Source organism: Grimontia sp. AD028 (genome assembly GCF_000973155.1).
Taxonomy (GTDB): Bacteria; Pseudomonadota; Gammaproteobacteria; order Enterobacterales; family Vibrionaceae; genus Enterovibrio; species Enterovibrio indicus.
On record NZ_LASY01000167.1, the window covers coordinates 1 to 23286 of the forward strand.

Annotated in this window: 16 protein-coding genes; 14 read left to right on the forward strand and 2 right to left on the reverse strand. The window is 49.8% G+C overall.

The annotated features are described in order from the left end of the window. Positions 1 to 198 (reverse strand): hypothetical protein (locus RN22_RS25520; RefSeq protein ID WP_231590965.1); only part of this gene is annotated, 198 nt, incomplete at its 3' end. Positions 199 to 351: 153 nt separating this feature from the next. Here RN22_RS25520 and hemL point away from each other — a divergent pair. From hemL to RN22_RS23800, 14 genes are all read left to right on the forward strand, one after another. Continuing rightward, positions 352 to 1641, forward strand: coding sequence for a glutamate-1-semialdehyde 2,1-aminomutase (hemL, locus tag RN22_RS23735; RefSeq protein ID WP_046308386.1), 1290 nt, complete (start codon positions 352 to 354; stop codon positions 1639 to 1641). A gap of 245 nt (positions 1642 to 1886) precedes the next feature. Beyond that, the gene (locus RN22_RS23740) at positions 1887 to 2969 is read left to right on the forward strand and encodes an AI-2E family transporter (RefSeq protein WP_002540442.1); all 1083 of its coding nucleotides are present in this window, start codon (positions 1887 to 1889) and stop codon (positions 2967 to 2969) included. 105 nt (positions 2970 to 3074) lie between these two features. Continuing rightward, entirely contained in the window at positions 3075 to 4100 is a 1026-nt protein-coding gene (gene rsmC, locus RN22_RS23745) for a 16S rRNA (guanine(1207)-N(2))-methyltransferase RsmC (protein ID WP_046308388.1), read from the forward strand. 237 nt (positions 4101 to 4337) lie between these two features. After that, entirely contained in the window at positions 4338 to 7715 is a 3378-nt protein-coding gene (locus tag RN22_RS23750) for a response regulator (protein ID WP_046308391.1), read from the forward strand. 821 nt (positions 7716 to 8536) lie between these two features. Beyond that, complete coding sequence (locus RN22_RS23755) at positions 8537 to 10219, forward strand: ABC transporter substrate-binding protein (protein ID WP_046308393.1); 1683 nt, start codon at positions 8537 to 8539, stop codon at positions 10217 to 10219. 119 nt (positions 10220 to 10338) lie between these two features. Continuing rightward, positions 10339 to 11325: an ABC transporter permease gene (locus RN22_RS23760; RefSeq protein ID WP_002540447.1), complete on the forward strand. Its 987-nt coding sequence runs from the start codon at positions 10339 to 10341 to the stop codon at positions 11323 to 11325. 2 nt (positions 11326 to 11327) lie between these two features. After that, the gene (locus tag RN22_RS23765) at positions 11328 to 12353 is read left to right on the forward strand and encodes an ABC transporter permease (protein WP_002540448.1); all 1026 of its coding nucleotides are present in this window, start codon (positions 11328 to 11330) and stop codon (positions 12351 to 12353) included. After that, positions 12353 to 13318, forward strand: a complete 966-nt coding sequence (locus RN22_RS23770; protein WP_002540449.1) for an ABC transporter ATP-binding protein — start codon at positions 12353 to 12355, stop codon at positions 13316 to 13318. The genes RN22_RS23765 and RN22_RS23770 overlap by 1 nt, the downstream gene beginning before the upstream one ends. Positions 13319 to 13347: 29 nt before the next feature. Further along, entirely contained in the window at positions 13348 to 14337 is a 990-nt protein-coding gene (locus RN22_RS23775) for an ABC transporter ATP-binding protein (protein WP_002540450.1), read from the forward strand. A 28-nt stretch (positions 14338 to 14365) separates the two neighbouring features. After that, positions 14366 to 16069 (forward strand): glycoside hydrolase family 9 protein, encoded by a 1704-nt coding sequence (locus RN22_RS23780; RefSeq protein ID WP_046308396.1) that lies wholly within the window; start codon positions 14366 to 14368, stop codon positions 16067 to 16069. Continuing rightward, positions 16062 to 16940: an N-acetylglucosamine kinase gene (locus RN22_RS23785; RefSeq protein ID WP_046308398.1), complete on the forward strand. Its 879-nt coding sequence runs from the start codon at positions 16062 to 16064 to the stop codon at positions 16938 to 16940. Before RN22_RS23780 ends, RN22_RS23785 begins: the two co-directional genes overlap by 8 nt. Before the next feature lie 3 nt (positions 16941 to 16943). Continuing rightward, positions 16944 to 18860 carry a beta-N-acetylhexosaminidase gene (locus RN22_RS23790; RefSeq protein ID WP_046308401.1) on the forward strand — a complete coding sequence of 639 codons (1917 nt, stop codon included), beginning with the start codon at positions 16944 to 16946 and terminating at the stop codon, positions 18858 to 18860. Positions 18861 to 18899: 39 nt separating this feature from the next. Continuing rightward, complete coding sequence (locus tag RN22_RS23795; protein ID WP_046308403.1) at positions 18900 to 21305, forward strand: GH36-type glycosyl hydrolase domain-containing protein; 2406 nt, start codon at positions 18900 to 18902, stop codon at positions 21303 to 21305. A 58-nt stretch (positions 21306 to 21363) separates the two neighbouring features. Further along, on the forward strand, positions 21364 to 22776 hold the full coding sequence (locus RN22_RS23800; protein ID WP_046308405.1) for a phosphoglucomutase/phosphomannomutase family protein: 1413 nt from the start codon (positions 21364 to 21366) through the stop codon (positions 22774 to 22776). Between the two features lie 102 nt (positions 22777 to 22878). On the opposite strand, the gene RN22_RS23805 is transcribed toward RN22_RS23800, so the two are convergent. Next, positions 22879 to 23172 carry an MliC family protein gene (locus RN22_RS23805; protein WP_231590966.1) on the reverse strand — a complete coding sequence of 98 codons (294 nt, stop codon included), beginning with the start codon at positions 23170 to 23172 and terminating at the stop codon, positions 22879 to 22881. Positions 23173 to 23286: the final 114 nt, after the last annotated feature.

The window sequence follows — 23286 nt, forward strand, 5'->3', positions numbered from 1 at the left end:
TGCATCTTCAGGTTGTTTGGCTATAAACGTATCCCGTACAATACGCATCGACAGTGAATTAATGATCAAATAGTCCAGGGTCTGTTGACCTTTGGTGATGATTTTTGCGGCGCTTGTGGGGACTTTATACAAGGCAGAGGCTTCGACGTGTAGCTGGCCTACACGAGAAGCCGATAACGCGGGAGAAAGCCCCCACAAGCGCCTCCCGAAGGGTTCAGCTAAAAGCGCTTTATGCTTTGTTGAGCTGTATTTACTTAGAATGCTAAGCGTTATAAAGCTCGCCGCGCCTAAAACGCTTTTCGCAAGAACAAAATTTAACCACCAAAGGCCAACAGACCCTAGGAAAGAACCATGACAAAATCAGCCGAGCTATTTCAACAAGCCCGTAAAACCATCCCAGGTGGTGTGAACTCTCCGGTTCGCGCTTTCGCGGGTGTAGGTGGTGACCCAATTTTTATCGAGCGTGCAGACGGCGCGTACATCTATGATGCAGATGGCAAAGCCTACATCGACTACGTCGGCTCTTGGGGCCCTATGATCCTGGGGCACAACCACCCAAGCATTCGTGACGCCGTGATCACCGCAGCGCAAAATGGCCTAAGCTTCGGCGCGCCAACTGCCCGCGAAATCACGCTGGCTGAGCTGGTTAGCAAGCTGGTTCCATCAATGGAAATGGTTCGCATGGTGAGCTCTGGTACCGAAGCGACTATGAGTGCAATCCGTCTGGCACGTGGTTTTACCCGCCGCGACAAATTCATTAAGTTTGAAGGCTGCTACCACGGCCATGCAGACTGCCTGCTGGTGAAGGCGGGTTCCGGTGCACTGACACTGGGTGAGCCTACCTCTCCGGGCGTGCCAGCAGATTTCGCTAAACACACTCTGACTTGTACCTTCAACGACCTGGACTCAGTGCGAGCAGCTTTCGAGCAATACCCAGAAGAGATTTCGTGCATTATCGTTGAACCTGTGGCCGGCAACATGAACTGTATTCCACCACAGGAAGGCTTCCTGGAAGGGCTTCGAGCACTGTGTGACGAATTCGGCGCACTGTTGATTTTCGATGAAGTAATGACAGGTTTCCGTGTTGCTTTGGGCGGCGCGCAGGCGCATTACAACATCAAACCGGATCTGACGACTCTGGGTAAAGTTATCGGTGGCGGTATGCCAGTAGGTGCATTCGGAGGCCGTCGTGACGTGATGGAATACATTGCACCAACAGGTCCTGTTTATCAGGCGGGTACGCTTTCCGGTAACCCAGTCGCCATGGCAGCCGGTGAAGCGGCGCTGACCGAGTTGTCAAAAGAAGGCAATGAAGCGCATCTTGCAGAGCTGACCAAGCGTTTAGCTGAAGGTTTCAAAACCGCGGCTGATAAACACGGCGTTGCTCTGGCGGTAAACCAAGTTGGCGGTATGTTCGGCTTCTTCTTTACCGACAAAGACACCATCAGCTGTTTTGCTGACGTTCAACAATGTGATATTGAGAAATTCAAACGCTTCTTCCATCTAATGCTCGAAGAAGGCGTGTATTTAGCGCCATCTGCATTTGAAGCAAGCTTCACCTCTCTGGCACATGGCGAGAAAGAGCTAGAAGCGACATTAGCAGCCGCTGACCGCGCTTTTGCAAAACTGGCAGCAGAGTAAACGCTGTCAGGATGATAAAACGGAGCTTAGGCTCCGTTTTTTATTGCCAGTTGATCACGACAAGTACCACAAGGGCGACAACACAAAGTAACGGCAGACTCAGTTTGCGTCGTTTTTTGGACTCGCAGTTGCCTTCGCAACACGCCATCATTTTTGTCCTTTCTCGTTGAATTATCACAACGTATCATAGCTTCCTTACTACACTCTTCTCCACAATTGGTGGAGAGAAACTAAGGAGCCATGCTGTGGCGTCATTCAAGGCCGAACCAAGACACTGGACATTGATAGGTGCACTGCTTCTCGCAGCGTACGCCTGTTACATGCTCATCGCCCCTTACATGGGGTCTATTGTGCTGGCATTTATTGTCTCCCTGCTTTTCTTTCCTCTGCACGAGAAAATCGAAAACAGGCTGCCATCCCACCCTAACGTTGCTGCCGCGCTTTCCTGCACGTTATTGACCGTGATGATTATCATACCCCTGATTTTTGTCGCCGCCGCCATATTGAGTCAGGGCGTTACCTTCTTTACCGGTGCCTACGAGTGGCTTACGCAAGGAGGCGCAAAAGAAATTCTGGCAGCGCCTTTGGTCAAATCAGGCCTGGCTTTAGTGGATAAATGGTTGCCTACCGACTCCATCAACCCTCAGGAATTAGTTGCCAAAGCCGCTTCGACACTGTCAGCAATGAGCTCTCAAATGCTGGGCATGAGTTCAAAAATCTTGGGTGATGTCACAGGCGTATTCGTGAACTTCCTGTTGATGCTGTTCGTGCTGTTTTTCCTGCTCCGCGATCACGACAAGATCATCAACATGCTGCGTCACGTCAGCCCCCTTTCCCGCAGTCAGGAAGATACTTTGTTGGATGAAGCAGAGAAAGTGGCCAAGTCAGCCGTGCTGGGTTCTTTCCTCACTGCACTCGCTCAAGGCATCGTGGGTGGTTTCGCGATGTGGCTTGCCGGGTTTGCGGGTCTATTCTGGGGCACAATGATGGCCTTTGCCTCGTTTATTCCGGTTGTTGGAACCGCACTTATCTGGCTACCAGCCGCCGCTTATCTTCTGTTGATTGGACAATGGGAATGGGCAGCCTTCCTCGCAGGTTGGGGCGTTATCGTGGTGGGCTCGGTTGATAACATCCTTCGTCCTCTGCTGATGCAAGGAAACTCAGGGATGAATACCCTGCTGATTTTCTTCTCACTGATTGGTGGTCTGCATGTGTATGGCCTGATGGGATTGATTTATGGTCCCATCATTTTCTCGCTCACACTGGTACTGTTCCGAATGTACGAAACAGAATTCCACAGCTTCCTTGAGAAGCAAGATAACTGCTAATACTAGGATCTGTTGAGCTTAAGGAACCTAAGGCGCGGCATATTCCCTCACAGGTGACTTTGTGGGAAAATCCGCGCCTCTTTGTTTGATAGCCCCGAGGTATCCATGTCCTACACAGCCCCTAGCCAAATTGCAGCTCGCCAACTCGAGTATTTCGAAGGCAAACACGTTCTGCTTGCAGGTGAACTGGAAGATACCTTTGCATCCGAGCTCGAAGGCACTGCTGCAAGCGTCAGTATCTTCACAACCAACCTTGCTTACGCCAACCAAATGCGTCGTTATCAAAACATTGATGTGCAATTTGGTGAAAGCTATCAAGCCACGCCTCAGGTCGATATGGTTCTGCTCTACTGGCCGAAGGCAAAAGCCGAAGCTGACTTTCTGCTTTCAATGCTCATGGCGGAGCTTAGCACAGGAACAGAGATAGCCGTTGTAGGCGAAAACCGAAGCGGCGTAAAAAGCATTGAGAAAATGTTTACGCCCTATGGTCGTGTCACAAAATTTGACTCGGCCCGCCGCTGCAGCTTCTATTGGGGCCAATGTGACAACCAGCCAGCACCTTTCGTATTGGAAGACTGGTACAAAAGCTATCCACTCAATGTGGGTGAGCAATCACTGACTATCCGCTCTCTTCCTGGTGTATTCAGTCATGGAGAACTTGATGCAGGAACTCAACTGCTTCTGGATAACTTGCCGACACTGAAAGGCAAAGTGCTGGATTTTGGCTGTGGAGCCGGTGTGATAGGTACGGTGATTAAGCAACGTTATCCCAACACACAAATCACCATGGTCGACATCAGCGCGCTAGCCGTTGCTTCAGCGCGTGAAACCTTGCGTTTTAACAATCTTGACGGAGAAGTTTTCGCTTCTGATGTTTATAGCGACATTGACGGGCACTTCGACCATATCGTGAGTAATCCACCGTTTCATGCGGGTCTTAAAACGCATTACGCCGCCACAGAAACCTTACTCGAACGTGCGCCAGAATACCTAAACCGTGCTGGTGAATTGACAATTGTTGCCAACAGCTTCCTTCGCTATACGCCGTTTATTGAAAGGGCATTCGGTCATTGCGAGACACCAGCCAAAAGCAACAAGTTCGCGATATACCATGCATCAAAACGCCAGTAACACAGGGGGAGCCGAATAGCTCCCTTTTTGTTGTTGGGGGTTTCATTTCCCGTCAAAAACGTTAATTTTGCGCACTACCACGGAGTTCATTGACAACTTACTTGCCAAGAAAAATTAAGTCAGTATAAGGACTGGAGATGGATTAATTTCATATCCGCCTCTTTTAGCCACCGTCAAATTCGACAATATTCCGCTAAGCAAAGGCGTTTTTTGATTTCCGATTTCTCAGGCAGAAACATGCAAAAAAAACAGAAATTCAAGCGACTTCAGCACACGCTGATGTTGGCTTTTCTGGTGCTGAGTATTACGCCTCTCACCCTGCTGGCTATTTTCTTCCTTGAATCGCACAGCAGCGATCTTGAACAACAAAGCACCACGCACCTATCTTTCCTACGTGACAACAAAAAAGAGCAAATCATCAGCTACTTTGATGCGCGTCACTCGGAAGTAAAATCCTTTAGCCGATCAGAACTTGCGACCGCCAGTGGCGGGCGCTTTTACGGTTTAATCGCCGCATTCCACCAACTTGGTGACACGGAAGAAATTGCCCGCAACGTCGCCCGGGAGCGCTATGGTGCCGATTCAAACGCTACGCTGCCACCCGGCGCTAACGACAGCAATTTCATAGGCAGCGAGCGATATCGCCTGCTGCATAAGCGCTATGACTGGGCCTATAAAGAACACCTGAAGCGTTCTGATTTTTCAGATATTTTGCTGGTCGATATTCACGGCAACGTGGTTTATTCCGCGTTGAAAGATGATGCTTTTGGCTCAAACCTGCTTTCTGAAAAGTGGCGTGAAACCGCAGTAGGTAAAACGTTCTCTGACATTAGGGAGACGGTCGATTCCCCTCTGACAGATAGCGACAATACACCGATCGCTTTTACCGATTACACCCAGCAAGCCGATGGTGAAATGGTGGCGTGGTTTGCTGCGCCGATCATGCAACAGGGCTATTTACACAGTTATGTTTTGTTCAAACTGCCTAATACGGCGTTGGACAAAATGCTTAACAAGACTCCACAGGAAAAGGGTTACATCAGTACGCTGCTGGTTGGAAATGACCTGATACCCCGAAATCTGGTGACCAAAGACACTTTAACGCCAATTAACAGCACCGCCATTGAGGCTGCACTTGCAGGGCTTCGCGATGTCGGTAGTTTCCTTAGTCCAGAGAATCACCGCGTATTGGGTGCCTATGCGCCAGTTGATATTCCGGGTACTTCCTGGGCGATCGTCCTCGAGTTACCGGAAGAAGAAGCATTCGCCCGCATCTACCAATTGGAGAAAATCTTCATTGCAGTCATGGTCATAGCCATTTTGTTGGTGGTGATTGCTTCACACATGCTGTCTAACTCTATCACGGCACCTTTGCTCAAACTGACCTGGGCCGCAGAGCAAGTTTCAGCGGGCGATCTGGACCAGAAAATTAACAGCACAGACCGTGAAGATGAGATTGGTAGACTAGCTGTCAGTTTTGCCCGTATGCAGCGCTCAGTGCGCGATAAACTAGCGCTCATCCGCGAGCAGAATAAAGAGCTCGAACAAAATATTCAGGTCATCAAGCAAAAGAACGAAGAGCTTCAACAAGCCGACCGCATGAAAGATGACTTTCTGGCGACAACCTCCCATGAGTTGCGTACACCGCTTCACGGTATGGTGGGGATTGCCGAATCAATACTTGCTGGCGCAGAAGGTCCGCTGCCAGAACGTCAAAAGCATCAGCTTCAAATGATCATTAACAGCGGCGAGCGTCTCTCAAATCTGGTGGATGATTTGCTTGATTACCACAAGATGCGTTACGGCGAACTTGAAATCTCTCCGCAAGCCGTAGATACCGCCAATGCGGTGAGATTGGTGATTGAGCTTTCCAGCCATCTCCTGGGCGGGAAGCCTGTGCGTATCATCAACCAAGTACCTATTGACCTTCCACTTGTTCGTGCCGATGAACAGCGCCTGGAGCAGGTGCTGTACAACCTGATTGGCAATGCCATCAAATACACCGATGAAGGCAAGATCATCATCTCTGCCACAGTGCTTGAAGGACAGCTGCGCATTCAGGTTGTAGACACCGGACAAGGTATCCCATCGGACCAGCTTGAGTATATTTTCGAACCTCTCACACAAGCGAGCGGCAATGCCGCACAGTATCGTCAGGGCGCCGGACTTGGTCTTTCCATCAGTCGTCAGCTCATCGACATCATGGGCGGCCAACTCTACGTATCCAGCCAGCCGATGGTGGGAACAACGTTCAGCTTTACCCTGCCACTGGCAACCGAGGAAGACAAAGCGAAAACCCGTCTCGCCAACAACGCGCATTTCGCTGTGCCGCGGGTTGAGCTTGATCAGGCTGATTACACCCAATTACCGGAAAACCCAGACGGTCCATTGATCTTGGTAGTGGACGATGAACCGGTGAATCTGCAGGTACTCAATAACTTCCTGCGTCTTGAAGGCTATCGGGTCAAAGCAGTGGAAAATGGCCGTCAGGCAATTGAATCCGTTACGATGGAAAAGCCATCGCTGATGCTGCTTGACGTCATGATGCCAGAATTAAGTGGCTATGAAGTCTGTAGCCATCTTCGGGAGCGTTACAGCCGGGCAGACCTGCCTATCATCATGCTTTCGGCCTTGGGGCAGGTTCAGGATAAGGTAAAAGGCTTTGATGCTGGTGCCAATGACTACCTGACAAAACCTTTCAACAAGGATGAACTAAGCGCCAGGATCCGCGCTTACATCAATGCTTCACTGACTGAACAGGAACGCGAACATAACCGCACGCTGCAAAAAGAAATCCACTTTAGGGAACAAGTAGAAGCGGGCCTGCGCGAAGTACAAAACAGATTGCTCGGCATGCTGGATAGCGCATCTGAAGGAATTATCTGTGTGCAGGAAAGTGGCAAGATCACCTATGCCAACGATGCGTGTAGTGAAATCTTCCATTTAAGCGCAGAGCAGATTGAACGCCACCAGCTGGATGATTTTCTGGCCATGGCGTTGCCTGAACCAGAATCAAACCGAGGTCACTACAGCGGCCAGTTCAGGTTTAAAATCGATGGAGACATTGTCGATATTGACACTGACTTAATCACGCTACCGGAATCATCTGGCTTGCAAATGATGCTTATCCTCAACACGGGTAAGAAGGCATCATCTCACCGGGTACAATTGTTGGAAAATGCCGTCTCGGCACTGGCAGATTACGCATATGACGGCGACATGGACAAGCTGCAACAACTCAGAGAGTTAGGAGGTGAGTTCACCCGCATGGCAGACCGTTTCTCTGGCAGCAAGCCGGATAAAGCCGATATCCTGCGCGACACTCTGGTCAAAGTCATGAGTGCAACCTTGAATTTCTGGCAGAATTCGACAGGAAAAACCAAGTTTGATCTGGCGGAAGAAAGTGGGCTTTGGCGAGTCTATCTGGATAGGAGCACCCTGCAAACACGAACGCTGGATAAGTACCTCCACGTCGAAACCGTTCCAAAATCGCCGCGTTGGCGTACTGTCATCAGCACTATCGATTTTGTTCTTGAACGTTGCCCTGAAGAAAACAAAGAAAGAAGCGAGCTTGAAGTGCTTAGAGAAAGGCTTCAGACGTTGATTTCAAGATAGTCCCTTCATACTAATAAGCCCCGTACAGGGGCTTTTTTTCGACATAAATTCCCTTACGTTTAATATTGCAAATGACAAGCGCAGACGTGCGTTTGCTCCACTCATGACAAAGTGCATTCTTGCTTTAGCCCTTCTCTCTCGCGCCAGAGGCTGCTCAGAATCCTCTTATCCAAACCTTCGCCATAGCGCTTGAAAGCCCCTTCAGTAGAGCGCTGCCGGTGCTTGTATATCGCTGTGTAGAACGACAATCAAACTTAATTTTCGACGTAAAATCCACAACTCAACACACCTTGCATAGAGCGATTTTGCCGTAAAGTACACCGTTAAAAGTGTTCTATTTTTAACCTCAACATAAAAGTGTGAGACTCTTTTTCCGTTTATGAGAAGAGAATCACAACAAAATCAGACCCCAAATTTTCAGCAGAAAATTAACGACTCAAACAAACGGAGATCGAGATCACTCAATATTTCAATCTCGTTAACATCCATATTTATAGAGGGCCAAATGGTTAGCGGTCACTAACATTAACAGGTAATAAAACCCGAATCAGGACATTTTTTGACCTTAGTCAAATGTGGTAAAGCCTTGTCAAAACCGTCAATATTGACGGTTTTGACAAGAGGTCGGTTTCTTTTAACGTTTTTAACGGGCGACTCAATTGACCAAAAAACAGAACCGGAGTTTCCTTACATTGCACTGAGCCTGCACGGCCATGTGGATGACCAAGTTCACTTGAGTGGTTATCCATAGCGGGTTCCGGCCTGACCAAATTGATTACGGTCAGAACCAAGTGGAACAAAGCAACTAGTAAGGAACAGCTATGCTTGCCAATCTAAAGAAAACAAAACTTGCAGTAGCCGTCGTTGCGGCCGCAGCGTCGGTACTGACAGCTCCTGTTGTCAGCGCTGCTGATAGAGTAGAATTAACTATCGTACCTGACTTCTACCCACAACTTACTCGTAACTTCAACCCGTTCTTGCAGAACAACTTGAGAACAACTCTGGACTTCGTTTACGAGCCACTGGTTATCTTCAACCAGCTGGACGGTAACACTCCAGTAATGCGTCTCGCGAAGGATTACACTGTTTCAGATGATCTGAGAAAAGTAACTTTCGAAATCCGTGAAGGCGTTAAATGGTCTGACGGCACACCTTTCACTGCAGAGGACGTGGCATTTACTTACAACCTGATCCGTGAAAACGCAGCGCTTGACCTTGCAGGTAACGCAGCGCTGATCAGCGACGTTAAAGTGAAAGGCAACAGCGTTGAAATTTCGCTGAACGAAGCTAACTCTTCAGCACCTTTCAAACTGGTTCAAACGCATCCTGTTCCTAAGCACATCTGGAGCAAGGTCGATAAGCCAGAAGCTTTCGCGAACGAAACTCCAGTTGGTACTGGTCCGTTCACCGAAGTTGATACCTTCACCAGCAACCTGTATGTACAGTGTGAAAACCCTAACTACTGGGATGCTGACAGCGTAGCTATCGACTGTCTGCGTATGCCTCTGATCAACAACAACGACGGTCTGCTGTCTAAGATTGTTGCTTCTGAGCTGGACTGGACTTCTTCGTTCATCCCAGATATCGACGCGGTTTACGCATCAGTGAACAAGAACCACAAATACTGGCCAGCACCAGTAGGCTCTTCTGTTAACCTGCTGGTTAACTTCGAGCACCCAGAAGCAGCTAAGAACGAAGCACTGACTAACGTTGACTTCCGTCGCGCAATGTCTACTGCTATCGACCGTCAATCAATCATTGACATCGCGTTCTACGGTGCAGGTTCTCCAAACCACTCTGCAGCTGGTATCGCGGCGCTTTACCAAAGCTGGTCTAACCCTGCAACTTACGATGCAGCGAAGAAATTCAACTCATACAACGTTGAGTTTTCTAAAGAACTGCTGAAGAAAGCAGGCTTCAAAGACATCAATGGTGACGGTTTCGTAGAAACTCCATCAGGCAAGAGCTTTGAACTGGCAATCCAGACTCCTTCTGGCTGGACTGACTGGAACAACACTTCACAACTGGCAGCAGAAAACCTGGCAGATGTGGGTATCAAAGCGAAAGCTGTAACGCCTGACTTCTCTGTTTACAACGAAGCAATGGCTGGTGGTACGTTCGACGTAGCTCTGACTAACTACTTCACAGGTCCAGATCCACACCAGACTTGGGACACTGGCTTCCACTCTCGCTTCATGGCGAAAGAAGGTAACCCACGCTTCGCGATGCACCGCTTCAAGAGCGCGGAAGTAGACGAGCTGTTGGAGAAATTCTACTCAACAGCTGACCGTGACGAGCAAGTGGAAATGGCTCACAAGATTGAAAAGATCCTTTCTGACAATCAAGTAGTGATTCCAGTTCTGTCTGCGGCTTCTACTTACCAGTTCAACGAATCACGCTTCACTGGCTGGTGGAGTGCGGACAATGCCAAAGGCCGTCCAATGATTTGGCAAGGTATCAATGAGCGTCTGCTGCACATTCTTGACCTTAAGCCAAAAGCTTAATCTCTAAATCTGGCGGCGCATCCGCGCCGCCTCTTTCCAAAGATAAACAATCGGTACTTTTGACCTTGGAGCTTTAATTCTTTGGTCACGGCTTCGTCGTGCCACTTAAGGTGTGAGTTATGGGATTTTTTCTTAATAGATTAATGTTTTATTTTGGCGCATTGCTTATCGCAATCACGCTGAATTTTATTTTACCACGTGCAATGCCCGGCGACCCGGTGACCATGATGTTTGCCAACGCGAGTGTACAGGTAACCCCTGAACGTATCGCGGCAATGAAAGCACTTTTGGGTTTCGTTGATGGCCCTATCCACGTTCAGTTCCTGACTTACGTGAAAAGTATTTTCACTTGGGAACTCGGCGTATCTACCCAATTCTATCCAATGACTGTTAACGAGCTGATTGCTAAGTCTCTCGGTTGGACTCTGTTCCTAGCAGGTACTTCCGTAGTGATGGCGTTTTGTATCGGTTCAGTGGTTGGTATCTTCGCGGCATGGCGCCGTGGCAGTCGCTTCGACTCATTCGTATCTCCAGGTTTTATGGCCTTACAGGCAATTCCACCTGTTGTTATCGGTATGCTTATCCTTTTCATATTCGGTATCACACTCAAGTGGTTCCCGACATCTTACGGCATGCCAGAGGGTGCAATCCTCGACTTCACCAGCTGGGAGACTTACAGCGGTATTCTCTACCACGCTTTTCTTCCTCTGTTCTGTGCGACCATCGCACAAATCGGTGGCTTCCTTATCAACATGCGTAACAACATGATCAACTTGTTGGCGGAAGACTACATCACCATGGCTAAAGGTAAGGGCCTTTCAGAGAACCGCGTTGTATTCAACTACGCCGCTCGTAACGCCCTGTTGCCAACCGTTACTGCGCTTTCTATGGCGCTTGGTATGGCAGTTGCTGGTCAGCTGGTTGTAGAAATGATTTTCCAATACCCAGGTTTGGGTACTGCGATGCTCAATGCCGTTAACGGCCGTGACTACCAAGTACTGCAAGGCCTGCTGATCATCCTGACCATCGTTATGCTGTGCTTCAACTTCATCGCTGATGTTCTCATCGTTTTGCTTGACCCACGTCTGCGTAAGGGAGGCAAATAATCATGAAAGATTTTCTTAATATTATTCGCGGTAATACAAAAGCTCTGGTAGGTGTCATCTTAATTCTGATGTTTATCATCGCCGCTGTTTTTGCACCGTTTCTTTCTCAGTACGACCCGCACAAGCGTACGGGTGCACCACATGAATACCCAGGTTTTGTCGTCAAAATGGCGCAAGCTAATCCAGATGGCTGGGTAGCCGAGAACCTAGCAGATAACCAACGTCGTCTGCGCATGTCAAAAGACGCTGAGCACGTTCTGGGTACTACCCGTCTTGGCCGCGACATCTGGTCTCAGGTGGTTCACGGTGCACGAACTTCACTGTTCGTTGGCTTCACTGCCGGTATCTTCGTGTGTGTGGTTGCCACCATCATGGGTATCTCAGCCGGTTACTTTGGCGGACGTGTAGACAACGTACTGTCGGGAGCGATGAACGTCATGTTGGTTATGCCTCAGCTTCCAATCGTGATGGTAGTAGCAGCATTCGTCGGGCAGGCAGGTCCGCTCACCATCGCCTTGGTAATAGCCTTAACCTCCTGGGCATGGGGCGCCAGGGTAATCCGCTCCCAGACACTGGCAATTCGTGAGAAAGAGTTCGTTAAAGCCGCAGAAGTGCTTGGCGAATCCCGCACTCGCATCCTGTTTGTTGAAATCCTGCCAAACCTTATCCCTCTGGTAGGTGCAAGCTTCATCGGCTCTGTGATGTACGCCATCCTGACTGAGTCTGTGCTCTCGTTCATCGGTATGGGCGATCCGAGCGCAGTGAGCTGGGGTTCAATGCTTTACAACGTACGTACCTCTTCAGCAATGCAACTGGGTATCTGGTGGGAAGTACTGGCTCCGTGTTTGGCGCTGAGCTTGCTGTCTCTTGCACTGGCACTGGTTAACTTCGCAGTCGATGAAATCGCTAACCCGCAGTTGCGTGCACAAAAAGGCCTTAAGCGCTGGAAGAAGATGCAAGCAGCAGAAACTCAGTCACGTGCAGAAACTGAGCTGACTCCACAAGTAGCAATGAGCGGAGAGAAATAATGAGCGACGCACAACTACAAATCCGCAACCTATGTGTTGACTACATTACTGACGCGGGCGATGTCCGCGCAGTAAACAACGTAAGCTTTGATATTGGTAAAGGTGAAGTCTTCGGTCTGGCCGGTGAGTCTGGCTGTGGTAAATCCACCGTTGCATTCTCGCTGATGCGTCTTCATAAGCCGCCTGCATTCATCAGCGGCGGTGAAGTACTCTTCAACGGTGAAGACATCATGAAATACAGCGATGAGCGCATGAGTCGCTTCCGCTGGAAAGAAATCTCCATGGTGTTCCAGTCAGCGATGAACGCCCTGAACCCGGTTCTTACCATGGAAGAGCAGTTCTGTGACGTGATTATGCGCCACACCAACATGACCCGCGAGCAGGCGAAACGCCGCGCTGAAGGTCTATTGGAAATCGTTGATATTCACCCAAGCCGTTTGACCGACTACCCTCACCAGTTCTCTGGTGGTATGCGTCAGCGTCTGGTTATTGCGATTGCACTGGCTCTGAACCCGAAAATGATCATCATGGACGAGCCGACAACGGCATTGGACGTGGTGGTTCAGCGCGAGATCCTGCAAAAGATCCACGCACTGAAAGAAGAGTTTGGTTTCTCGATTCTGTTCATCACTCACGACCTCTCACTGATGGTCGAGTTCACTGACCGTATCGGCATCATGTATGCCGGCCAGTTGATTGAGGTGGCACCATCGAAAGAAATCCTCAAAAACCCTTATCACCCTTACACCGAAGGTCTGGCTAGCTCATTCCCTCCACTGACGGGTCCAAAAACACACCTTTCCGGTATTCCAGGCAACCCATTGAATCTGCTTGAAATCCCACAAGGCTGTCGTTTCCAGGCTCGTTGCGGAAAGACCAAAGACACCTGTTTCAAAGTGGCTAACACGCTGACTCAGGTAGAGCCAAACCGTTTCACCAACTGCCACCTGTTTACAGGCAAGTAATTGGCTTTAGCGACTTGTAGGAGTGAGCAATGACTAAAGAATTAGGCCAACCAATTGTTGAAGGCAAAAATCTAGTAAAAGATTTCCCTATCAGCAGTAATGCGCTGAACAAGCCAATGATGCGCGCACTGAATGACGTGTCATTCAAACTGTATAAAAGCCGCGGTCTGTCGGTAGTAGGTGAATCTGGTTCAGGTAAATCTACCTCAGCAAAAATGATCGCCAAGATGTATGCACCAACCTCTGGCTCTATTGAGTACAAAGGCCGCGACATCGCGACGATCACCAAGAAAAACGATCTGATGACCTATCGCGAAGGTGTTCAGATGGTATGGCAAGACCCGTTCGGTTCTCTGAACCCAACACACACCATTTTCCACCACATCGCGCGTCCGCTGCACATTCACAAGAAAGCGAGCAGCAACCCGAAAGAACTGGAAGAACAAGTGTACGACCTGCTGAACCAGGTTGGTCTGACACCGCCAAAAGAAACCGCACAGAAGTACCCTCACCAGCTTTCTGGTGGTCAGCGCCAGCGCGTTAACTTAGCGCGTAACATCGCTGTGGGTGCTGAAGTTGTACTGGCTGACGAGCCAACCTCCATGCTCGACGTATCTATCCGTGCAGGTGTATTGAACCTGATGGAAGAGATGAAGTTTGAGAAGGAAATGGCACTGCTATACATCACGCACGACATCGCAACTGCACGTTATATCGCAGAAGATCTGGCGGTAATGTACGTTGGCCACATGGTGGAATGGGGTGACTGTGAAGAAATCATTCACCGTCCACAACACCCATACACACGCCTGCTGGTTTCCGCAGTACCGGATCCTTCGAAATCTATCCACACCGAGCTGGAAGGTAATAAAGGCGAAATTCCTCTATGGACGCCGGATTCTGTTGGCTGTCCATTTGCTGGCCGTTGTCTGCACGCGACAGAAAAATGTCGTCAGGCGTTACCTCCAGTGACCAAACTGGCGGATAACCACTTCGTTCGCTGCTATCTGTTCGAGTGAGCCTCGGGCTAGAGTTTTAGGAGGTAAAATGCAGCTGTTGATCAATCATATCGGCTATGAGCGCTTCGGCAATAAACAAGCGCTGATCCTTGCAAAGCAAGAAGTCACTGCAACACATGCCGATATTGTAGATTGCCAGACTGGGCAATCAGTGATGCAGCTGCCTGTTTGTGCTTGTGGTTCTGTAGACCAATGGCATACCGGCGACGTTTACCGTATCGATTTCTCTGCACTCAATAAGTGCGGAGATTTCTTCGTGAAAGTGGGAGACGTTTCGTCTCCGGCTTTTTCTGTCGCAGAAGGTATTCTGTTTGATCGCACCTTTTCAGATGTGATCCACTACTTCAAATCCCAGCGTTGTACAGGCACGTTTGATCAACGCGATCTTACTGCGCCCCTTCTTGGCACAGATCGTCACGTTGATGTTCATGGCGGTTGGTATGATGCGTCAGGCGACGTCAGCAAATACTTCAGCCACCTTTCATATGCTAACTATTTAAACCCTCAGCAAATTCCGATGGTTGTCTGGAATATGCTGAATACTCTGGAAACCCTTTCTTCAGAACTGGCTCCATTCTCTAAAACCCGTCTGCATGATGAAGCGCTGTTTGGTGCAGATTTTCTCGTTCGCATGCAGGACGCAGAAGGTTTCTTCTACCTGACCGTGTTCGACAAGTGGAGCAAAGACCCATCTCAACGTGATATCTGCGCTTATGAAACCCAGCAAGGTCACAAGACCAATGCATTCCAGGCTGGTTTCCGTCAGGGGGCAGGCGTAGCGATCGCATCACTTGCCGCTGCAGCGCGCTTTGGCGTTAACGGCGAATACGATGTTGAGACTTACCAGAAGACGGCAGAAACAGGCTACTGGCACCTGAAGGAAAACAATTCGTCTTACCTGGACGATGGTCAGGAAAACACCATCGACTTTTACTGCGCGCTGCTGGCAACAACAGAACTTTTCAAACTCACCGCCAGCGAGTCATACCTTGAAGAAGCGCGTTATTGGGCAACCCGCCTTGCCGAGCAACAACAGAGTGATGAATGTATTAATCACTTCTGGTCCGCTAACGGTGATGGTTCTCGCCCTTATTTTCATGCTGCTGAAGCAGGCTTGCCTGCGATTTCGCTGATGCAATACCTTCAGGTAGAAGGCGATGACACACTCAAAGCGAAATATACGGAAACCCTTTTCAATGCGCTGAACTTTGAGCTCAGCATCTCCGCCGAAGTGAACAACCCATTCGGTTATCCGCGTCAGTACATCAAGAATGTCGACGCAGAAAAACGCACCAGCTTCTTCGTGGCCCAACGCAACGAGACCGGATACTGGTGGCAAGGTGAAAATGCGCGTCTGGGTTCACTGGCTGCCATGGCATTTATGGCCACCAGCTTTGTGTCTGACGAAGAGCAAAAAGCCAAGCTTCGTGAATACGGTCAACATGCCCTGAACTGGATTGTGGGACTCAACCCTTACGATATGTGCATGTTGGACGGCCATGGCCGCAACAACCCTGACTATCTGCCTGATCTTGGCTTTATCAATGCCAAAGGCGGCGTGTGCAACGGCATTACGGCTGGCTTTGAGAACGAGCATGACATCGCTTTCAAACCGGAAGGCCAGAAAGATGACATGCTGCAGAACTGGCGTTGGGGTGAGCAATGGATCCCACATGCGGCTTGGTATCTGTTAGCGATTGCCATGCAAAAGAAGGATGTTGCCCATGGGTAATTTCTTCTGTGGCGTAGACGGTGGTGGCACTTCCTGCCGCGCACGTATTGTTGATGAACAAGGTCAGTTTTTGGGTGAAGCCAAAACCGGCAGTGCCAACATCCTTTTGGGTGTGGAACTAGCGATGGAGAACATCCAAAGCGCTATTGCTCAAGCGGCTGAACAGGCTGGTATCACCGACCTTTCCACGCTTTCTGTCGGTCTCGCATTAGCAGCGGCTGAGCAACGCTCTGCCTGGCAGGCGTTTATGGCTCTACCACACCCGTACAAACACATGACCCTGAACACTGACGGTTATGGTGCATGTATGGGCGCATTCAGCGGTGATAACGGGGCCATCGTTATCGCTGGCACAGGCTCTGTCGGTATCTATTTAGAAAACGGTCAACAGCATGTTGTCGGTGGCCGTGAATTCCCAATCTCCGATCAAGGCGGCGGCGCTGTTATGGGATTGCGCCTGATCCAACAAACACTGCTGGCGCACGATGGTCTTCGCACCAGTTCAGCTTTGTCAGATCACATCCTTGCGCATTTCAACCACGATCTCGATGCCATTGTTGAATGGTCCAAAACCGCGAAGCCTCGCGATTACGGCCAATTCAGTCCGACAATTTTCGAACTGGCAATGGAGCGAGATGAACTTGCCATGGAATTACTGCAAGGCTCTGCTGATGATGTGGAGCGCCTTATCCTCGGTTTGAACCGTAAAGGCGCAACGCAAATCGCGCTGATGGGCAGCATTGGTGAACGCATTGTTCGCTGGCTGTCTCCAGCGGCCCAGTCTTTGCTGGTAAAACCACAGGCGGATGCCATGGCCGGCGCTATTTTGATGGCGCGCGGTAACCACAATCTTTATCCGTTTTCGAGGTGAGCCATGAATTTTCGCCTAGACCTCAATGTTATTGAAGCGACGCCAAGTGAAAGCCGCTTTGCGTTAGTACTTCATAACCTTTCTGAAACTAACATCCAGAACTGGCAGCTGACATTCAGCGCCAGTCGCTATGTGCTGCCAACGTCAGTGTCTCACGGCACCTTAAAACAGATTGGCAGTCTGTGTATTTTTGAAACGGGCGAACCTTTAAACGCAAACGATCATCTGTACCTCGAGTTCAGCCATCCTACCAAGCCTTTCTCCATGCATGATGAAGGTGTTGGTGATGCATGCCTGTTGATCACAACAGAAGATGGCGTTAAGGCCGTGCCAGTTGAAACAACACCAATCAATCTGGGTACCCAAACACCAGAGCGCGTATCACTAACACTCCCGGAACCGAAAGCGATCAACCTGATCCCTCAGCCTAAAGCGCTGGTGGTAAAGCAAGGCCAGTTTGCGCTCACTGACGACATCGCGATTCAATCTGACAGTGACATCAGCAAACCAGCTGCGCGTTGGCTGGCAGACGAGATGTCTCAACATCTTCGCCGTGATGTCACCATCAAGCAAGAAGCTCAAATCCGTCTGGTTCAGGATAAAAACCTGAAGCCAGAGCACTACCGGGTAAGCGTAACCCTTCAGGGAGTAACGATTTCAGCATCGAACGAGGCAGGCTTTGCCCATGGTGTAGCGACAGTACTTCAACTGCTGCCAACACAAGCATCGCATCGTCACTATTTCGATTACGCCCTGCCATGCGTTGAAGTTGAAGATCATCCCCGCTTTGGTTACCGCGGCATGATGCTGGACTGTGCACGTCACTTCCACCCTCTCAGCCGTGTTAAAAACCTTATCAACCAACTGGCTCGCTTTAAGTTCAACCATTTCCATTGGCACTTAACCGATGACGAAGGCTGGCGCATCCAGATTGATGCGTATCCAGAGCTGACGGAAATCGGCGCCTGGCGTGGGCCATTTGAAAGCATTGAGCCTCAGTACACTTCGCTGTCAAAGATCCACGGTGGTTTTTACACCAAAGACGAGATCCGTGAAGTCATTACGTATGCCGCAGAACGAGGCATCACTGTTGTACCGGAAATTGATATCCCAGGTCACTGCCGTGCCGCTATCAAATCCCTGCCACAACTGCTGGTTGAAGATGCCGACACCTCAGCGTATCGCAGCATCCAGAACTACAACGACAATGTGCTGAACCCAGGTCTCAAAGGCACTTACACCTTCTTAGAAACCGTTCTAAAAGAAGTGTGTGAGCTTTTCCCTGCGCCTTACGTTCACATCGGTGCTGACGAAGTGCCAGAAGGCGTGTGGATAGACAGCCCTGCATGTCAGGCCTTGATGAAAACCCACGGCTACAAAGACTTCAAAGATCTTCAGGGTCATGTTCTGCGTCACTGTGAAGATTTCCTCAGCACCAAAGGCAAACAAATGTTTGGCTGGGAAGAAGCAGTGTTTGGCAACAAAGTCAGCAAAGACACAGTGATATTCTCTTGGCTGAATGAACAATCAGGTCTCGACTGCATCGGCAACGGTTACAACGTAGTCCTTCAGCCAGGCCACGAAACTTACTTGGATATGGCACAAGACTACTCGGCTTGTGAGCCGGGCACAGACTGGGCCTGTAAGGTACCGCTTGAAAAAGCCTACCACTATGAGCCTTTCGCTAACTCAACCGTCACCACAGAAGAGTTTGGGAAAGTGAAAGGTATTCAATGCGCACTTTGGTGCGAGATGACCAATACCCAAAGCCGCTTCGAGTACATGATCTTCCCTCGCCTTCTGGCGATCGCAGAAGTGTGTTGGAGCGCCAAGGAACAGCGGGACTGGGCAGATTTCCAAGCCCGTCTCAGCGGACAACTGCAGTACCTGGATCGTCTGGGTATTAACTATCGTCGGTAATTACTTCAATTTTTTGAGATTTGTAGAAGGATACACGCCATGAAATACGGCTTCTTTGATAACGACAACCGGGAATATGTCATTACCCGCCCTGACGTACCGGCGCCATGGACCAACTATTTAGGTACAGAAAAGTTCTGTACCGTAATTTCACACAACGCAGGTGGCTACTCGTTCTACAACAGCCCTGAATACAACCGCGTAACCAAATTCCGTCCAAACGGTACCTTCGACCGTCCGGGCCACTACGTATACCTGCGTGATGACGAGACTGGCGACTACTGGTCAATCTCTTGGCAGCCAGTGGCTAAAAGCCTGGAAGAAGCGTCATACGAAGTGCGTCACGGCCTGTCTTACTCTAAGTTCAAGTGTGAGTACAACGGCATCACCGCACAGAAAACCCTGTTCGTACCAAAAGGCGAAGACGCACAAATTTGGGATGTAAAGATTAAGAACGACGGTGACAAGCCACGTACAATCAGCGCATTCTCTTTCGTTGAGTTCTCATTCAGCCACATCCAGTCTGATAACCAGAACCATCAGATGAGCCTGTACTCTGCAGGTACTTCATACAACGAAGGCGTGATTGAGTACGACCTGTACTACAACACCAACGACCATGAAGGCTTCTACTACATGGCGTCAAGCTTCGACCCAGACAGCTTCGACGGTCAACGCGATAGCTTCCTGGGTATGTACCGCGACGAAGCAAACCCAATTGCACTGGAAAATGGCCGTTGCTCTAACCACGTTCAAACCTGTTACAACCACTGTGGTTCTCTGCACAAACAATTCGTTATTCAGCCAGGTGAAGAGGTTCGCTTCGTATTCCTGCTGGGTATCGGTAAAGGTGAAGGCCAACGTCTGCGCGCGAAATACCAGGACATGGCTAACGTTGATGCAGCATTTGCTGACATCAAAGGCCACTGGGATGAGCGTTGTAACAAGTTCCAGGTAACCTCACCAAACGAAGGTCTGGACACCATGATCAACGCATGGACTCTCTACCAGGCGGAAACCTGTGTGGTTTGGTCTCGCTTTGCGTCATTCATCGAAGTAGGCGGCCGTACTGGTCTGGGCTATCGCGATACTGCTCAGGATGCGATCTCTGTTCCTCATTCAAACCCGGCAATGACCCGCAAGCGTCTGGTTGACCTGCTACGCGGTCAGGTGAAAGCGGGTTACGGTCTGCACCTGTTCGATCCAGACTGGTTCGATCCAGAGAAAGCCGACGTTAAACCATCTAAGTCACCAACCGTTGTTCCAACCCCAAGTGACGAAGACAAGATCCACGGCATCGAAGACACCTGTTCTGATGATCACCTGTGGATTGTCCCGACCATTATTAACTACGTTCAGGAAACAGGCGAAGAAAGCTTCCTTGACGAAGTGATTCCATATGCAGATGGCGGCGACGCGACCGTTTACGAGCACATGAAAGCTGCACTGGAATTCTCAGCAGAATACGTGGGCCAAACCGGTATTTGTAAAGGTCTGCGTGCAGACTGGAACGACTGTCTGAACCTGGGTGGCGGTGAGTCCGCGATGGTTTCTTTCCTGCACTTCTGGGCGCTTCAAGAGTTTGTAGCTCTGGCGAAGTACAAAGGTAAAGACGCAGATGTCGCTAAATACACCGAGATGGCAGCAAACGTGCGTGAAGCCTGTGAACTGCACCTGTGGGATAACGAAGGTGGCTGGTACATCCGTGGCCTGACCAAAGACGGCGACAAGATCGGTACTGCACAACAAGCAGAGGGTCGTGTTCACCTAGAGTCAAACACTCTGGCTGTTCTTTCTGGTCTGGCGTCTCAAGAGCGCGGTGAGAAGGCAATGGATGCAGTAGATGAGAACCTGTTCTCTGAGTACGGTCTGCACCTGAACTCACCATCGTTCGCAACACCAAACGATGACATCGGCTTCGTAACCCGCGTTTACCAAGGCGTAAAAGAAAATGGCGCGATCTTCTCGCATCCAAACCCATGGGCTTGGGTTGCAGAAACCAAACTGGGCCGCGGCGACCGTGCAATGAAGTTCTACGACGCACTGAACCCATTCAACCAAAACGACATGATCGAGAAGCGTGTTGCTGAACCTTACTCTTACGTTCAGTTCATCATGGGTCGTGACCACGAAAACCATGGCCGCGCAAACCACCCATGGCTGACAGGTACGTCTGGTTGGGCTTACTTCGCGGTAACTAACTTCATTCTGGGTGTACAAACTGGTTTCGACGGTCTGATCGTAGACCCATGTATCCCAACAAGCTGGCCTGGTTTCGAAGTTCGTCGTGAATGGCGCGATGCGACTTACAACATTAAGGTTGAAAACCCGAACAGCGTTAGCAAAGGCGTGAAATCAATCACTCTGAACGGTGAGACTGTTGAAGGTGCAATTCCTGCACAAGCGGCAGGCTCTGTGAACGAAGTGGTTGTTGTTCTGGGCTAATCACAAAAACGGGGCTGAATCAGCCCCGTTGTTTGTCTGTTTCTAAAGGAGTTCAACCATGATCCAATTTGGTACCGGTGGCTGGCGTGCGCTGATTGGCGAAGAGTTTACCCGCGATAACGTGCGACTCGTTGCCCAGAGCCTTGCCAACATCATGATCAATGAAAACGCGATCGAGCCGGGCTTTGTTATTGGTTATGACCGCCGTTTCCTGTCTGACAAAGCTGCAGAATGGTTTGCGAGCGTGCTAGCTGCAAATGGCATCACCGTTAGCTTTATCGACAAATACGTTCCAACCCCTATCGTCATGTTCAAAGCGAAGGAGATGGAAACCCACTATTCGGCGTGTATCACCGCTTCGCACAACCCTGCGGATTACAACGGCGTCAAAGTCTTTATCAAAGGCGGCCGTGACGCAGACGAAATCATCACTGCGAAGATTGAAGAGCAAATCAGCCAACTTCAACTGAACGATGTGAAAACCATCGACTTCGAAGATGCGGTTGAAGCGGGTTCGGTCAAGATCATCAACCCGATGAACGAATTCGTGGATTCGATCATCGATTTCATCGACATTGAAGCGATCAAGAAAGCCAACCTGCGTGTGCTGATCGACCCTATGTTCGGTGTGGCGAAAAACGCCCTGCAAACCGTGCTGATCTCTGGCCGCTGTGATGTTGACGTTATCAACGACGGTGCAAACCCAGGCTTCGGCGGATTGATGCCATCACCAAGTGCTGCAACGCTATACCGCCTGAAGCATCTGGTCGCTCATGAAGGTTACGACATCGGTATTGGTACCGATGGTGATGCAGACCGTCTTGGCATCATCGACGAGAAAGGCAACTTCATTCACCCGAACGAAGTCCTGTTGCTGCTGTACTACTACATGCTGAAGTACAAAGGCTGGAAAGGCTCTGTGGTACGTAACATCGCGACCACTCACCTGCTGGACAAAGTGGCTGCAGACCATGACGAGAAGAGTTTTGAAGTGCCAGTTGGCTTCAAACACATCAGTTCACAGATGGAAGCAGATGACTCTTTGATTGGCGGCGAAAGCTCTGGTGGCCTGACAATCCGCGGTCACATCAAAGGTAAAGATGGCGTATTCGCTTCAAGCTTGTTGGTGGAAATGATCAGCGTAACGGGCAAGAAGCTATCTGAATTGCTTGATGAAATCTACAGCAAGTATGGCTACGCCTACACAGCTGAAGGTGATTGCACGTTCAAAGCTTCTCAGCGCGAAGAGCTCTACAACAAGATTTATGTAGAAAAAGCGCTGCCAGAATTTGCTTATGAGATTGAAAAAGTCAGCTATGCCGATGGCCTGAAGGTTTACTTCAAGAACGGCGGTTGGGCATTGGCGCGCTTCTCAGGCACCGAGCCACTACTGCGTATTTTCGTGGAGTGGGAAGACAAAGACACCGCGGAAGCTCTGGTTAAACAAATCAAAGAGTTCCTGTACGTTTGATGTCAAAAATGAACAGGTTAATCCACTAAATTGGCAACAATGCTGTTCATTCCTGCAAACCGAAAGGTTTTTGCAACAAGGGTAGCTTAGCTACCCTTTCTTTTATCTGCTGAGGGTGCATTCACGGAAAGATAGGTCACCGACAACCAGCATAGCGTCGTCTCCTTTTGTATATAGCCCCACGGAGCCATCTTCCAGTTCATACTGCGCGCCGGAAGCAGATCGAATTCGGGGGAGTTCATACTCAGCATCATTGACATGAATCAACGCGTAGTCTGACATCACCATAGCACCGAACACCTGGCCATCCTCACACGCATATTGGTGAGGCAATGGGGAAGCACAAGCGGCCAGCAGAGAGGCCGACATCGTAACGCCAAGTAATCTCTTCATCATTATTCTCCGTCACTGCGTTCTCATATACCCAAACAACCTGAAGATGCAGGATTCAGCGAGTTTGACTGGCGTTGTGGTCGCGGCGTTCCTTTGTAGGTGTAGCCATCTCCATCA